Here is a 13,685-nt window from a genome sequence, read left to right as displayed (position 1 = left end):
CTCCTCACGCAGGTCGAATACCATCTTGACGGCGCGATCACGCAGCTCTGGGGGATACTTCCTCGGTGCGGGCACGACTCCCAGCCTTCCAGTCTTGGGAGCCTCCAACCAACCCGGGGCAGCTCAGGATGTCCACCGGACGGCCGGGATGGCGCATCTGGAAGGCACGGATGCGTCGAGACAGGAAGGATACGAACCAGTCCGGGACGCGCCGCTCGCGCGTTTCGGAAACCGGCAGGGTCAGGCCGCGAAGGTAGTTCGCGAGATCGCGGTCGTCGAGGTTCCCGAGTGTTTCCACGAGGTGGTGCAAGCCCTGGTACACGTAGCGGTCGCGGTCCCGGAAACGGGGCATCTCGGCTGAGAAGACCGGAGCGTCCTCAAGGATCACGGCGGCGGTCCGATCGGGGATGTTGGCCGCGCACCAGAGCGCGATCAGCCCGCCGGAGGAATTGCCGGAGATCGCGGCCGGAGCGCGTACGACCTCGGTCAGGAACGCCGTCATGTCGGCGCCGAGGTGCCGCCACGAGTATTCGCCGGGGGTCCAGCTCGACTTGCCGTGGCCGCGTACGTCGACCGCGTAGACCCGCCACCGGTGCGACAGCGGCGCCAGGACCCGCTGGTAGCTCTCCCAGGTGCCGGTCTGTGCCGGGATCAGGACCAACGGAGGCCCTGCGTCCGGGCCTTCCACGTAGTTGATCCGGATGGTCCCGGTGTGGAACTGACGCTCGCGGAAGCCCGCGGCTCGGACGGCCCGGATGCCGATTGTCCCGGACGGCTTCTCGTAGGGGTTGTGGTATTGCGCGTTCATGGCGCCTCCTCGTCGGTACGGCCCATGCCTGAGCCGCGCTCATGGCCGGCCGCAGTGGGTTCGGCGAGCCTGCGCAGCGTCGTCAGCTGGCGATGCATCATGAACAGGTCCCCCCAGGCCAACACCCGCCTCCGGGCACGGCACAAGAGGCCGTCCCCCTCCTCGCCGACGTTGAGCTTCACCACCAGACGGGTGGTGCCAGAGGCGCCGTCCCGCACCGCGTAGGTGAGCGTCAGCGGCCCGAACGCTTGCACGGCTTTCGGCGCGGTCATCCGGAGGGTGAGGTGATCGTCCGGGCCGAAGTCGACAAGCTCGAAGATCGTCATGAACCGCTGGCCGGTCGCCAGGTGCTCGGCCCCGGGGGTCAGCGTGCGCGGACTGCGGCGGCCGTAATTGTCCAGGAGGTCGTAGCTGTACGGAGCCGTCTTGAGCTGGCACAACCAGCGGAAGGTGGTCGGCCGCGGCGCGCGCACGCTCACCGCTCTGAACCAGACCTCCGCCGGATTCGGAGTGACCTGGTCGCACGGGTATGCGGCGGCCATCTCTTCGGCGTCCACTCCCCAGGCGGTGGCGACCGACATGATCCTCCCTCATGACACCGGCTCGAATATGCGAATGGGACGGTAAGGGCGGGACGACACCACGACCGAGGCCGGCGCGCCCACCTCCCGCTCGCCCGTGGTCCCGGTCGGCGGCAGGAGCCGGTTCACGGGATCGTCTTCTCGACGCGCAGGGAATCGATGGCGGCCAGACTCCCACCCGTGAGGTCCACCCCGACCGCCTGCAATATCACCACGAGCACACCGTCGGCGAGATTTCGCGCCAAGCCGTCCGTCCCCGCGCCCGTCAGCCGTGTGAGTTCTTCCAGAACTGCCGAGATGACGGCGCGGCAGCGCGCCGCCACCGTCTCGTCCCTGCGTGCGGCGGCGCATGCCTGCAACCACAGGCCGGTGATGAATCCGTCGGCGAGCATCTCCCGAAAGCCGGCGCGCATCGCGGACAACGGATCGTCCGGAGACGTCGCCGCGGCCTGCCGGATGAGCTCAAGCATCTGACGTTCCATCTCGTCGAGGCAGGCCAGGAAGAACGCGTGCTTGCTGCCGAAGAGCCGGAAGACGTACGGCTGCGACACCCCGATCTCGTCCGCGACCTGCTGGATCGATGCCGTCATGAGCCCATGGTCGGCGAAGACCCGCATACCGGCCATGATGGCCTCCGCGCGTCGTTGGTTCGCGGTGCTGCGCCTTACGTCCATGTTCCCATTTTACATAGTAACTACTTACTAACAAGCTCGGACGGCAGTGGGATGTGGGATTGCCCGGTGCTTCGTCAACGAGCAGGATGTGTTCGTCGGCGGCCGGCGCCATGCGAAGCCGATCTATCGCGTGACCGTCACGATTCCCGAAGGCGTGCCCGGGGTGTCCGGCCCCGTCCGGGTCCCGTTACGCCAGATCTCCAAGGGCCACTGGGCAGCGTTCGGTGAGGTCGTCACCCGGTCCGAGCTCGCGGCCTACGGGTTGATCATCGATGAGCCAGGGGAGTAAGGACGTGAAGCGCGGACCTGTCGACGACGGGTGAATTCCGGCCGTCGTCGACAGGTCTCCAGCCCTGGCCTCGCTCACGCGATCGGTCCGAAGGTAACGGCTCGGCCTCCTTTATCGATGTTCTGCCGGCCCGTCGGGCGCCTGCTCGAAGTGGAACGATTTGATGAAGCAGTCCCGGGGCTGTCTGAGGGCGAAGAACACGCACTCCGCCACGGAGTGGGCCGTCAGCATGTCGCCGGAACCGCGCGGCGTGCTCTCCCACTGCGGGGACAGCGGGTCTGGGTTGCAGAAGTCTGGCGGGTAGAGCGAGATAACCCGCACTCCTTGGGGTCGCAGCCGCTTGGAGAGGATGTCGGCGAAGCCGGCTTGTGCGCTCTTGGCGGCGTAGAAAGCGTCATGTGCGTTGGAGCGCTGATGGGCCGGAAGCCCGGCAGCGGAGATCATGTTGACCACGTCTGGTCTGTCGGATGCGAGCAGCAGCGGCAAAAGACGCTTTACGGTCAAGACCGTGCCGGTCGCTCCGGTGGCGATGGTGTCGGTCACGTCCTCGTCACTGGCGGAGAGGAGATCCGGCCCCTCCAGCCAGCGAGCGCCGTTGTTGACCAGCACGTCCACCCGGTCGGTGCACTGTGCCACTTGTGCGGCGAACTGCCGGATCGAGGCGGGGTCCGCCAGGTCGCATGCGAAGGCGTGCACATGTTCATGGCCGAGGTCACGTATCTCGCCCGCCACGCGTCGTGACGCCTCCAGGCTGCGGGAGGACACAAAGACCTCGGCACCGTGCTGGGCGAAACGGATGGCGAGAGTCCGGCCGAAGTCGCGGGACGCACCGGTGATGACGACACGTTGCTGTTCGAAGCTCATGTAAATGCCTGCTGCCTCTGGAGTTTCATCGCACGACAGGGCCAACTGGGCGCAGGTCAACCCGAGTAGCAGCATCTGGCCCACGACATGGCTGCGGTCCGGGTCCACGAACTGGGGCAGCACGGCTGTGAGGAACACGACGCTCTTGGGGTTCGTCGCCCCGACGATCGTGCCTTACCACACCGTGCGTCGCGCCCTCTTCGGCACGCTCTGTATGCCGCTGGTCGCCTGCCGCGTGGTCCGACCAGCCCGGATGGCCTTTCGTGAACAGCACGTTCGGACCGGGAAGGGCGGCGAGGAGCGAGGACATCGCGCAGAACGCGATCAGTTGGGGAAGGCCAGGCATGTCGACAGCATCACAAGCCGATCAGGTGAGGGGAAGGAGACTTTCGGCCTAGGACTTCGGTCCAGCGCGGCGCGGTGGGGTGCGAGCGGCTGACCTGGTGACGGGTACGGCTGCAAGCCGCTCGTGAGGAGCGGATCTCGCCGTGGAGGGGTCGCTTCTCCGTTACCGTACACAGCCCAGGTGAACAGCGGCACGCCTTGACCAGCCCATGGGAGCGGTGAGGCGAGCGGTCTGCTACGCGTCCCGGAGCGGGTCCGCCCACTCTTCGGTGACAATGCGGGCCAGCTCGACACGGGATGCGATGTCGAGCTTGGCGAAGATCCGGCGTAGGTGGGTGGAGACCGTATGAGGAGACAGGAACATTCGTGCGGCGGCCTGGCGGTTGGTCAATCCCTGGGCGATCAGCACCGCCACGGCGCGTTCCGTTTCGGTGAGGCTGTCCCATCCGAAGGCGGGCCCTTGTGATTGGGCCCAGTGGCGGCGCCGTACACCCAATGTGCGCAGTCTGGCTCGCACACGTGCCGCGTCCCGGAGCGCGCCGACGCGCTGGTAACCGTCGAGCGCGTGGTCCAGGTTGCTGACGGCCTGTTCGCGGGCAGCGGTGCCGGGTGTGGTGGCCAGCAGAACCCCGAGATCTTCGGCGGCCGACGCGCGTGCCCACGGTTCAGGCTGATCGGCGACGGCGGAGGCCAACGCCTCAGGGTCCTTGTGGAGGATGCCGTAGGCGTGGGCGGCCGTGATGGCGATGACAGGGAAGTCGGGGTTGTTCCTGGCCAGGGATTCGACCGTGTCGACTATGGCCTGCGCATACCGGCGGTTCCCCGTGGCCAGCGCCAGCCGGGTCATCCAGGCGGCGGTGAGAGGCGTCGTGATGAGCGCCCAGCGCCGCTCCTCCTGGTTGGTGTAGATCGCGTGGAGTATGTCGATCGCCCGTTCGGGGTCGCCTTGGGCCTCGGCCACCGTCGCCATCACCCACCGCTCCCACACCGACCCGAACAACATTCCGGAAGCGGCCTGTATGGAGTTGTACCGCTCGATGTACCGGACCGCGGTGTCGATGTCGCCACGCCGCATGGAGATGAGGGCGAGCATGGACAGCCCGACGCGGATGAACCCATGCGTGCCGAGTTCGTCGGCGATCGTCATCCCGGCCTGGGCCTCGGCGGCGGCATCATCGAATCGGCCGAGGGCCAGCTTCAGGACGGAGCGGAACAGCGCGGGTCCCGCGGCGAGCACGGTCAGCCCGAGGGCGCTGATCTCCTCCTCGGCGTTCTGGATGGCGATGTCGGACAACTCGAACTGTCGCATGGCCCTGTAGTTGAGGCTCAGCAGCAGGCGGGCGTACGGGCGCTGGATGGCCTCGACGGTGCCGCTGTTCGCGATCCGCTGGGCTTCGTGCAGGTGGGTGAACGAGTCGGCGACCCGGCCATCGGCTATGGCGAACCGGGCGAGCAGGAGATGAGCCCCGACCACGGCGGCATCGGTGTGTCGCCCGCGCTCGGCGAGCACGGCCTCGGCCCGCTGCCGCCCCCTTTCGAAGTCGTTCAGGCAGATGAGACACCAGAACACCGTCCATTCGGCGATGCCCCGAACGTCATCCGGGATGTTCTGTGTGAGCAGTCTTTCTGCCTCGGATTCCGCGTCTGCCGGCTGGCCGCTCAGCAGCAGGATGTAGGCCAGCGCGCACCGCAGGTGAGGGTCGTGGGAAGGCGGTGCCCTGCCGAGCGCGGTACGGGCCAGATCGGCAGCCTCCGGCAGCCGCCCGATCGCCGTCAGGGCGTCGACCGCCGTAGCGGCACGGTTGACCCAGTCCGGGTCGGCGGGATCGCTGAGTTCGAGCGCTCGCGCGGCGAGATCGGCGGCGGTCTGGGGTGAGGACCGCAGCACCTCGCGCGCCGCCCGGTCCAGTTCCCGCAGTGCGGACGCGTCACCTCGACGGGCACTGTGGATGAGGTGCGAGGCGGCGGGAACGGCCGATCCACCTCGTTGGAGCAACATCTCCCCCGCATCGTGGTGCAGGGCCCGCCGTACGGCGCTGGGGATAGTCCCGACCACCGCCTGCCAGAGCAGGTCGTGGCGGAAGGTCAGCTCGTCCCCCGCGGTGTCGACGATGCCCGCCGACATCGCCTCCTCCAACATGGGCAACAGACCACTGGTGGACTCGCCGAGCATTTCGGCAAGATCCGTGACCGAGAACGAACGTCCCAGGATTCCGGCGGCCTGCAGCATGTGCCTGGTCCGTACCGACAACTCCTCCAGGCGTTCCCGCGTCACCGCCTGGGCCCGTGCCAGCCCCGCCGACACCACCCGCGCGCGACCGTCTGCGACCTGGAACACGCCCTCACGCTTGAGCCTTTCGAGGAGGTCGACGAGCAGGAAAGGGTTGCCGTTCGCCAAATGGGCCAGGGCCAGCACATCTGGCTCAGGAGCCGCTCCGAGAACGTCGATGACTATCTTCCCCACCGCTCGCTCATCCAGCGGCTCCAGCACGATCCGCGTCGCGCCGTCCTGTTCCAGTACGTCGAACAGACGGTCCAGCCGAGGGACGTCGCCCCTGCCGACCGTACGAGCCAGCATCCAGACGAGCGGATAAGAGGAGAGCTCCCTCGTCATCGACCGCAGGGCCAGCAGCGTCAACGGGTCGCTCCACTGCACGTCATCCAACGTGAGAAGCACGGGCCCATCAGCCACCAGCGTTTCCAGAGGTTCCTGCAGGTGCTCCAGCAACAGCAACCGGTTATCAGCCAGATCGGGAACACCCGCGTTCTCGCCCGCGAAAAGGGTACGTTCGGGCTCCCCGAGCGCCGACATCAGCGGGGCCAGCGGTATCAGCTGGGTCAGCTCATCCGCCACGCCTGTGGCGACCTCGAGCCCCGCCTTGGCCGCGGCGGCTGCGGCCAAATCGAGGAGGCGGCTTTTACCGACGCCCGACTGGCCCTCGACCAGCAGGACTCCGCCCCGGCCGACCTGAGCCGCCTGGATCAGGCCGACGACGAGCTCCCACTCCCGCGTACGGCCACGCCACCCAGGCCAGGATGACCCCCGGGAGCCAGGCCCACCTGCCATTTCGAGCCCCATATCCATGAGATACCCAGCGCATCGGGTCCGATAAAACGTGTGGCGGCCGAGTTCGTCGAGCGCGGAAACCAAAAGTCACACAGATATGCGATACGGCGGCCTTACCCACCGTGCAGACTCGCAGCCGTTCATTCATCACTTCTCATGAGGTGATACGGAATGATCCCCTCGGCAGAGAGCGGCTGAGAGAACGTCAGCGGCGGCCCCCGCTCACGTCGACTCCTGGCCTTTCCCGAAATTTGGCATCCCCTCGAATCTCCCTTTCCGAAAGGATGGCGATGGAGGACCCGCCCAGCGATTGGTTGATACGCCTGTGGCCTTTGGTCAGATCGTCCATGGCAATCGCCAGAGGACTCGCCCGCCTTCTGGCCCGCAGATCATCGAAGGCCAGATGGAACGAACCCCCGGCGCGCGAGATGTCGACAATCATGAAGTTCGCTCACGGAGAGGGTGATGAGGGCGGATGGAGAAGTGCCTCTCACCGTGTCTCGCAAGCCGGCTGGACGCAGTACCGCCCGTCGGCGATCGGTGCAGCCGCCGACGGGCGGACCGAGGCCGTGCGAGAGACCCGTGGCCCCACCGGGGCGGAGCCGGCCGGCTCGGCGAGCCACGAGACCGTCCCCGGGCGTCTCCCGCCGGATTCGAGCCGTGCGCGACAGCGGGCCTGCGCTTGGTCAAGGGTCTGGAATCAGTGCAGGCCGCGCTCGTTGCGAGGGCAGATCACCTTGTTGGCCACCGTCGTGGCCTCCGCCACTCTCGTCATCGCGGGAGTGGGGCTGAGTCTGATGGCCTCGCCCTCCACCGCTCAGAGTCCGAGCACCGTCGCAACGCCACCCAGTGAGCACGGGCGGCCCTCCTGGCCCGGCGAGCGGCGCCCGGGGGACCTGCGCACGCCGGCATACGGAGTGCGTCCCGCAACGGTGTCCCGAGTGGCCGCCGTCGAGACGCGGCAACCGCTCTGGACTGATAGCCCCGAACTGACGGTGGCCCTCATAACCGTGGAGCTGATGGTGGGCGCGTGGGTCACCTGGAAGGTGACCGGCAGGCTGCTGCGCCCCCTGGAGACCGTCCGCGCCGAATTCAGGATGATCGACCCCGCGGACCGGCCCCCGCGCATCTCCGAACCTGAAAACGCGCATGAGATCACCCGATTGTGCCACACAATCAACAAGGTTCTGGAAAGCCTCCACAAAGAACGGAAAGAACTCGAGGAGTTCGCGCACTACCAACGGCAGTTCGCCTCCGACGTCTCCCATGAACTGCGCAATCCCATCGCGGGATTGCGGACACAGTTGGAACTGGCACGACAGGATCCCGCCCACGCCCATTTGCCCGAGTTGCTCGGAACGACGTTGGACCAGGTGGAGCGGCTCCAGGCGATCACTGACGACATGCTGGGCCTGGCTCGTATGCAGACCGGTACACCCGGCGAACTGCAGCATCTCGACCTCGCGGCACTTGTCCAGACCGAGATCTCCCGTCGCGCGGATCGGCTCCCGGTTCGGCTCCACCTGATCCACGGCAGCGCCGTCACCGCCGTGCCGTCCCAGATCTGCCGGCTGCTCGCCAACCTGCTGGACAACGCTCAGAGGCACTCCACCCATCTGGTACGCGTCGAGGTACGCCCTACCAAGGCCGCCGTCGAACTCGCGGTCAGTGACGACGGGCCGGGGATACCGGTCGGCGACCGGGAGCGGGTGTTCGAGCGTTTCACCCGGTTGGACGACGGCCGTCGGCTCGACCGCAAGGGCACCGGACTCGGCCTGGCCATCGCCCGTGACATCGCCCAGGCGCATCACGGCACCCTCCATGTCGAGGAGGGCGCCGCGGGTGGGGCTCGCTTCGTTCTGCTGCTGCCCCGGGTCCAGCTTCGCGGAACGGGACGGTCATGAGGCTGCGGAAGCGCTCGATCAGATTTCGTGTGGTGCTGTTCACCGGCGTGGCGGTGGGTTCGCTCTGCATCGTGTTCTCCACTGTCCTGCTGGTCGCCATCAACAGGTCGGCGGCCCAGAGCCTCACCAAAGAGGTGACGGCCGTGGGCGAGCTGACCGGGTACTACGTTGACCGGGGGGAACTCGTCAATCCGCTTCCGCCCATCTCACAGGACCTGATCCGGCCCGTTCAGGTGGTCGATCCGCACGGACAGGTGGTCGCCGCGACCGAGGAACTGCAGCACAAGCCCGTCATGGCGGATTTCGTACCCAAGGGCCCGCACCGAGTGGCCAGCGCCGTCGTCTGCCACTCCATCGTCGGATCCGGACGCTGCTACATCGTCGTCGCCCAGCACGTGTACCGCGACGGCGACTGGACCATCTACAGCGCCGCACCGACGCTGCCGTTCTACGTCCATCCAGATGTGGCGGGCATCTTGATCGTGGGGACGGTCATCCTCACCACCACGGTGGCCTACGGAGCGCGGCGCACCGTCACCAGCTCGCTCAGACCCGTCGACGACATCCGGGCTCAGCTCGACCACATCCGCAGCACCAACCTGGGCCGCCGGGTCCCGGTCCCCACGCCGGAGGACGAGATCCACCGGCTGGCCCGAAGCGTCAACCAGACACTTGCCCGGCTGGAGGACGTGCTGGAACAGCAGCGGCAGTTCTGTTCCGACGCCTCCCACGAACTCCGCACCCCGATCACCGCCATCCGCGCCCAGATGGAGGATGCCCTCCTCGCACCGGAGGACGTAGACCTCGCCAGTCTGTGCGGCGCCGTACTCCGGAGCATCGAGCGGCTCCAGTCGATCGCATCAGGCCTGCGGACGCTCACTCGGCTGGATGCCGGCGCACCATGCGTGCGACAGGCCGTCGATCTGGCGCAGCTCATTGCCGCGGAACTGAAGAAACACCAGACGAGCAGAACGGTCGTCCAACACCTGACGCCGGGCGTCACCGTCATGGGCGATCGGTCCCGGCTGGGGGAGTTGGTCGCCAACCTGGTCCAGAACGCCCAGCGATACGCGTCGTCCACGATAACGGTCACCCTGCGGTGCGGCGACGCCGGCCTCACCGAAGACCCGAGATTCCCGGGGAGCGTCGCGGAGCTCGAGGTGCTCGACGACGGCGCCGGAATCGCCGCCGACCAGCGAGAGATGGTGTTCCGGAGATTCACCCGGCTGGACAGCGCACGTAGCAGGGACGCGGGCGGCGTCGGGCTCGGTCTCCCCATCGCCCGGCAGATCGCCGAGAGCCATGGCGGCACACTGACCATCCAGGACAGCGATCGGGGCGCGCGCTTCGTCGTCCGCCTTCCGGCGTACTCGTAGGTCGGTTCGTCACTGAAGCGTGCCGCAGCGCGTTGGTGACCGGGTCGTCGGTGAGGAGTTCGGCGACGTCGGTTTCGCCGCGGGCAAACCGGCGCCACACCGGGACCACACCGACCCTCTCTAGTTTCGAATACGTCAAGTCATTCGAGCTCAACGGAGTGATCAGCATGCCGACTGAGATCGTGGAAATGCCGAAGTTCCCGCTCGCGGGGAGCACCAAGCCCAGCGTCACCACCGATGCCCCGCACGAGCGCGCGTGGTACCCGCCCTTCAACTCTCCCCGAGCCGAGTAAGCCGAACAACGCTGCGCAAATCAGTCCGGCGGCGGGCAACCCGCCGCCGGCTCCCATCCTGAAATCGAGGTGACGTCCATGGCCGCCCTGGCGAATATCGACCTGACACTCGGCTCGGATCCCCGGTTCGGCTGCGCTCAGTCAATCGAGGCCAGAAACCTGGCTCGCTACCGGCTGGGCCTGTCGGTGCTCGCCCGCCACCAGGTGCGTGCCGCCGACCGGCTGGAGCGGCTGAGCCGGACCGCCGACGCCGATCTTCGCCCTCTGATGTACGACCCGGTGCTGCGCAACGCGTTCGAGAACGACCTCGTAGCCCTGGAACGGCAGACCGGTGAGACCGGCAGCCTGGCTGGCTATCTGGAGAGCGGCGCAGCGGACGCGCTCGACGGCGCCGGGCCCTGTGAGCGCCTGGCCCGCCCTCGCCTGCGCCCCTGGCCGGAGCACGCCGCCTCCTGGGTCTGGACGGACCTCGACCCGAGCTCTGACCAGGAACGGGCGCTGAGCTCCCGCCTGGATGAGCTCTTGGCGGGAACGCTCTCGCAGAACGGCTCGGGCGCTCGGGTACGCCCCGACGCGGACATGCTGGCCGGCCTCCGCCGGGGTGCGGAACTCCTCGCGGCTTTGCTGCCCCACGCGGGCGCCGGGGTGTTGCCGCACGTTTCTCTAGCCGGGTTCGCCCATGGCGAAATGGCCGACGGTACCCTGAATTCGATCTCCGGCGGCGACCCGCTTCCTTCGACTCTCCTCTTGGCCCCCGAGCGGCTGGCCGACCCCTGGACGGCAGCGGAGACGCTCTTCCACGAGGGCCTGCATCTGAAGCTGTTCGACGTGTTGCGTACCGGCTCCGTGACCGTCGACCCCGGCCGGTCGATCCCGATCCCGTGGCGCGTGCGGCCGTGGACGTTGACGCGGGTGTTGTTCGCCATGCACGTCTACGCCCACCTGCTGGTGTTCCGCCGGGCCGCCGCCGAGGCGGGATCCGACCTGCGTGCCAGGTACGGGGAGCCGCCCGCGACCGAGTTCGTCGACCGGGCCACGCCCGGCAGCGAGGCGGCCGGGAGCGGGGCGTACACCACCAGCCTCGAACGGGTGACCTATCTCGCCCGGCAGGTCTCACAGGTTCACGGCGGGATGCTGACGGCCGATGGCAGGCGGTTCGTCGACTGGTTGATCGGCGCGGTGTCGCCCTTGGCCCCCGGGCTGGCCGCTCCCGGGCCAACGCCCGAAGGGGAGCCTGCCCCGCCCCAGCCCGCCGCGGAGGTCGACCTGAACGTACGCGGTTACCTCCGTGTCCAGCCGGTGCAGGTGTGCCCGATCCCCGAGCAGGGCCAGTTGGTGGCGTTCTCCCCTGATCCGCCGAGGTTCCAGTGGCTGAATGACCACGCCTGGCTGATCTACGCGCTGTGCGACGGCAAGGACCTGTCGTCGTTGCGCGACCGCTACCGCCAGGCGGCGGGATCCGGCGCCGACGACCGGCTGGACCTGGGCCTGACCGGCCTCCTGTCGGCCGGGCTCATCGTGCCCGCGGGCTCCTGAGAAGGCTGGGAGGTACGCCGTCGGCCACCACCGATTACGGCCAGAGCCGTTAACCGGGCATATCCCCAGGGGAGAGCGACGAGTGTGTGGATGCGACCGGCCGCGTGTGTTGTGATCGGTGGTTGCTCGGGCTCATGCCCTTGACGCGTTTGAACGCCGCGCTGAAGTTGAACGCGTCAGCGTAGCCCACGCGTTTGGCGACGTCGGCGATGGTCGCGTCCGGTTCGATGAGCAGGTCCGAGGCGATGGTCATACGCCACTGGGTGAGGTAGGCCAGCGGGGGTTGGCCCACGAGCGTGGTGAACCGGCGTGCGAAGGCGGAGCGTGAGACACCGGCCCGGGAGGCCAGCTGCGCCACCGTCCAGGGGCGCGCCGGGTCGTCGTGCATGTGTCGCAGCGCCTCGCCCACGATCGGGTCGCTCATCGCCGTGTACCAGGCCGGAGCGCTGGTGTCCGGGTGGTCGAACCACGCGCGCAGCGTGCAGACGAGCAGCCAGTCCAAAAGGCGGTCGAGTACCACCTGTTGTCCCGGCCGGTTGAGCGCGACCTCCGCCGCGATGTACTCGCTCACCGCGGCGGTGTCGCCGTCCATGGACACGGTCAGCACCGGCGGCAGTGCCTTGAGCAGCCGCCGGCCGATGTCGCCGCGCACCGGATACGCGCCCACGATCAGCGTCGTGGACGCATCGGGGTCGCCGGACGTCCGCCGGCCGAGATGGTGGACTGTGCCGCCGTTCGCGGGGAGCGCGCCGTGCTCCCCGCAGTCGGTGACCACCGGCGCGTTCGTGGCCGGGTCGTCGACGAACAAGAACGGTTGTGGGCCGCGCACGACCACCGCCTCACCGACCGTGATGCGCCGAGGCGCCTGTGCCTCGGCCATGATCCACCCCTCGCCTCGAAGCAGGCCGCACAGCGTCAGCGGCGCGCCGTCGACGAACCGCAACGACCACGGCGGCGACAGGATCGAGTGCCCGAAGACAGAGCCGTTGGCGCGTATCCCGCGCAGGAGATCGGCAAAGGCATCCATGGTTGAAGCGTAGACGAATGGACATGCGAAACGCGGTTTTGACCCATGGAAAGTCCACGTCTGGCACGGTTTCCTGGGATCCATGAGCCAAGATGTGTTCCTGGTGCTGGGTGCCACGGGAAAGACCGGCCGGCGGGTGACCGCCAGGCTGCGGGCCGCGGGCAAGACCGTTCGGGCGGCCTCCCGATCGAGTGAGGCGCGCTTCGACTGGGCTGATCCGACCACATGGGACGACGTGGTCAACGGTGTCTCAGCGGTGTACGTCATCGCGCCCGAGGTGCCGGGTCCCGCGCACGAGTTCGTCTCCAGGGCGGTGGCCGCCGGCGTGCGCCGGTTCGTGTTGCTGTCCGGCCGCGGCGCCGACACCTGGGGCGACTCCCTTTTCGGTCTGGACGTGCGCTCGGCCGAGGAGGCTGTGCGCGCGTCCGGTGTGGAGTGGTCGATCCTGCGCCCGACGAACTTCAGCCAGAACTTCGACGACGGTTTCTTTCACGCCCCGATCATGGCGGGTGAGCTGGTACTGCCCGCCCGTGGCATCGTGGAGCCCTTCATCGACGTGGACGACATCTCCGACGTCGCGGTGGCGCTGCTCACCGAGCCCGGGCACGCCGGCCGCAGCTACGAGTTGTCCGGCCCGCGGGGGCTTACCTTCCGCGAGGCCACCGAGGTAATCGCGCGGGTGTCGGGTCGGCCGGTTCGTTACGTGGAGGTCTCGTCCGAGGAGTTCGTCGCCGCGCTCGTGGCGCAGGGGTACCCGCCCGAGGTCGCAAGCTACGGCCGGGAGATGTTCGACCTGATGCGCCGCGGTGTGACCGCTGAGGTCACCGACGACGTGTACCGCGTTCTGGGCCGCCGGCCCCGCGATTTCGAGACCTATGTCGTCCGCGCAGCGGCGGCGGGGGCATGGCGTTGATGCCGATC

General features: G+C 67.9%; 13 protein-coding genes. 6 read left to right on the top strand and 7 right to left on the bottom strand.

Features of this window, described 5'->3' with window-relative positions:
- Positions 1-37: 37 nt before the first annotated feature.
- The 3 genes from ABGB18_RS47480 to ABGB18_RS47470 all read right to left on the bottom strand — a co-directional run bounded on the left by ABGB18_RS47480 (position 38) and on the right by ABGB18_RS47470 (position 2,063).
- Positions 38-808: an alpha/beta hydrolase gene (locus ABGB18_RS47480; protein ID WP_347702319.1), complete on the bottom strand. Its 771-nt coding sequence runs from the start codon at positions 806-808 to the stop codon at positions 38-40.
- The gene (locus tag ABGB18_RS47475; protein ID WP_347702318.1) at positions 805-1,389 is read right to left on the bottom strand and encodes a hypothetical protein; all 585 of its coding nucleotides are present in this window, start codon (positions 1,387-1,389) and stop codon (positions 805-807) included. Before ABGB18_RS47475 ends, ABGB18_RS47480 begins: the two co-directional genes overlap by 4 nt.
- A gap of 125 nt (positions 1,390-1,514) precedes the next feature.
- Positions 1,515-2,063: a TetR/AcrR family transcriptional regulator gene (locus tag ABGB18_RS47470; protein ID WP_347702317.1), complete on the bottom strand. Its 549-nt coding sequence runs from the start codon at positions 2,061-2,063 to the stop codon at positions 1,515-1,517.
- Between the two features lie 88 nt (positions 2,064-2,151).
- Between ABGB18_RS47470 and ABGB18_RS47465 the strand changes: the two genes are divergently transcribed.
- Positions 2,152-2,352, top strand: coding sequence for a hypothetical protein (locus tag ABGB18_RS47465; protein ID WP_347702316.1), 201 nt, complete (start codon positions 2,152-2,154; stop codon positions 2,350-2,352).
- A gap of 111 nt (positions 2,353-2,463) precedes the next feature.
- Here ABGB18_RS47465 and ABGB18_RS47460 read toward each other — a convergent pair whose 3' ends face one another.
- The 3 genes from ABGB18_RS47460 to ABGB18_RS47450 all read right to left on the bottom strand — a co-directional run bounded on the left by ABGB18_RS47460 (position 2,464) and on the right by ABGB18_RS47450 (position 7,070).
- On the bottom strand, positions 2,464-3,354 hold the full coding sequence (locus ABGB18_RS47460) for an SDR family oxidoreductase (RefSeq protein WP_347702315.1): 891 nt from the start codon (positions 3,352-3,354) through the stop codon (positions 2,464-2,466).
- A 442-nt stretch (positions 3,355-3,796) separates the two neighbouring features.
- Positions 3,797-6,628 carry an AAA family ATPase gene (locus ABGB18_RS47455; protein WP_347702314.1) on the bottom strand — a complete coding sequence of 944 codons (2,832 nt, stop codon included), beginning with the start codon at positions 6,626-6,628 and terminating at the stop codon, positions 3,797-3,799.
- A 205-nt stretch (positions 6,629-6,833) separates the two neighbouring features.
- Positions 6,834-7,070 carry a hypothetical protein gene (locus tag ABGB18_RS47450; RefSeq protein ID WP_347702313.1) on the bottom strand — a complete coding sequence of 79 codons (237 nt, stop codon included), beginning with the start codon at positions 7,068-7,070 and terminating at the stop codon, positions 6,834-6,836.
- A 499-nt stretch (positions 7,071-7,569) separates the two neighbouring features.
- On the opposite strand from ABGB18_RS47450, the gene ABGB18_RS47445 reads away from it, so the two are divergent.
- From ABGB18_RS47445 to ABGB18_RS47430, 4 genes are all read left to right on the top strand, one after another.
- On the top strand, positions 7,570-8,532 hold the full coding sequence (locus ABGB18_RS47445; RefSeq protein ID WP_347702312.1) for a HAMP domain-containing sensor histidine kinase: 963 nt from the start codon (positions 7,570-7,572) through the stop codon (positions 8,530-8,532).
- Positions 8,529-9,908: a HAMP domain-containing sensor histidine kinase gene (locus ABGB18_RS47440; protein WP_347702311.1), complete on the top strand. Its 1,380-nt coding sequence runs from the start codon at positions 8,529-8,531 to the stop codon at positions 9,906-9,908. Before ABGB18_RS47445 ends, ABGB18_RS47440 begins: the two co-directional genes overlap by 4 nt.
- Positions 9,909-10,075: 167 nt before the next feature.
- A complete protein-coding gene (locus ABGB18_RS47435; RefSeq protein WP_347702310.1) occupies positions 10,076-10,201 on the top strand; it encodes a hypothetical protein in 126 nt (41 codons plus the stop codon).
- Between the two features lie 78 nt (positions 10,202-10,279).
- A complete protein-coding gene (locus tag ABGB18_RS47430) occupies positions 10,280-11,737 on the top strand; it encodes an HEXXH motif-containing putative peptide modification protein (RefSeq protein WP_347702309.1) in 1,458 nt (485 codons plus the stop codon).
- Between the two features lie 49 nt (positions 11,738-11,786).
- On the opposite strand, the gene ABGB18_RS47425 is transcribed toward ABGB18_RS47430, so the two are convergent.
- Positions 11,787-12,764, bottom strand: a complete 978-nt coding sequence (locus ABGB18_RS47425; RefSeq protein WP_347702308.1) for an AraC family transcriptional regulator — start codon at positions 12,762-12,764, stop codon at positions 11,787-11,789.
- 82 nt (positions 12,765-12,846) lie between these two features.
- Between ABGB18_RS47425 and ABGB18_RS47420 the strand changes: the two genes are divergently transcribed.
- The gene (locus tag ABGB18_RS47420; RefSeq protein WP_347702307.1) at positions 12,847-13,677 is read left to right on the top strand and encodes an NAD(P)H-binding protein; all 831 of its coding nucleotides are present in this window, start codon (positions 12,847-12,849) and stop codon (positions 13,675-13,677) included.
- Positions 13,678-13,685: the final 8 nt, after the last annotated feature.

Source organism: Nonomuraea sp. B12E4, assembly GCF_039871825.1.
GTDB lineage: Bacteria > Actinomycetota > Actinomycetes > Streptosporangiales > Streptosporangiaceae > Nonomuraea.
The sequence above is the reverse complement of the archived record's forward strand: the minus strand, read 5'-3'. Positions and strand labels throughout refer to the sequence as shown.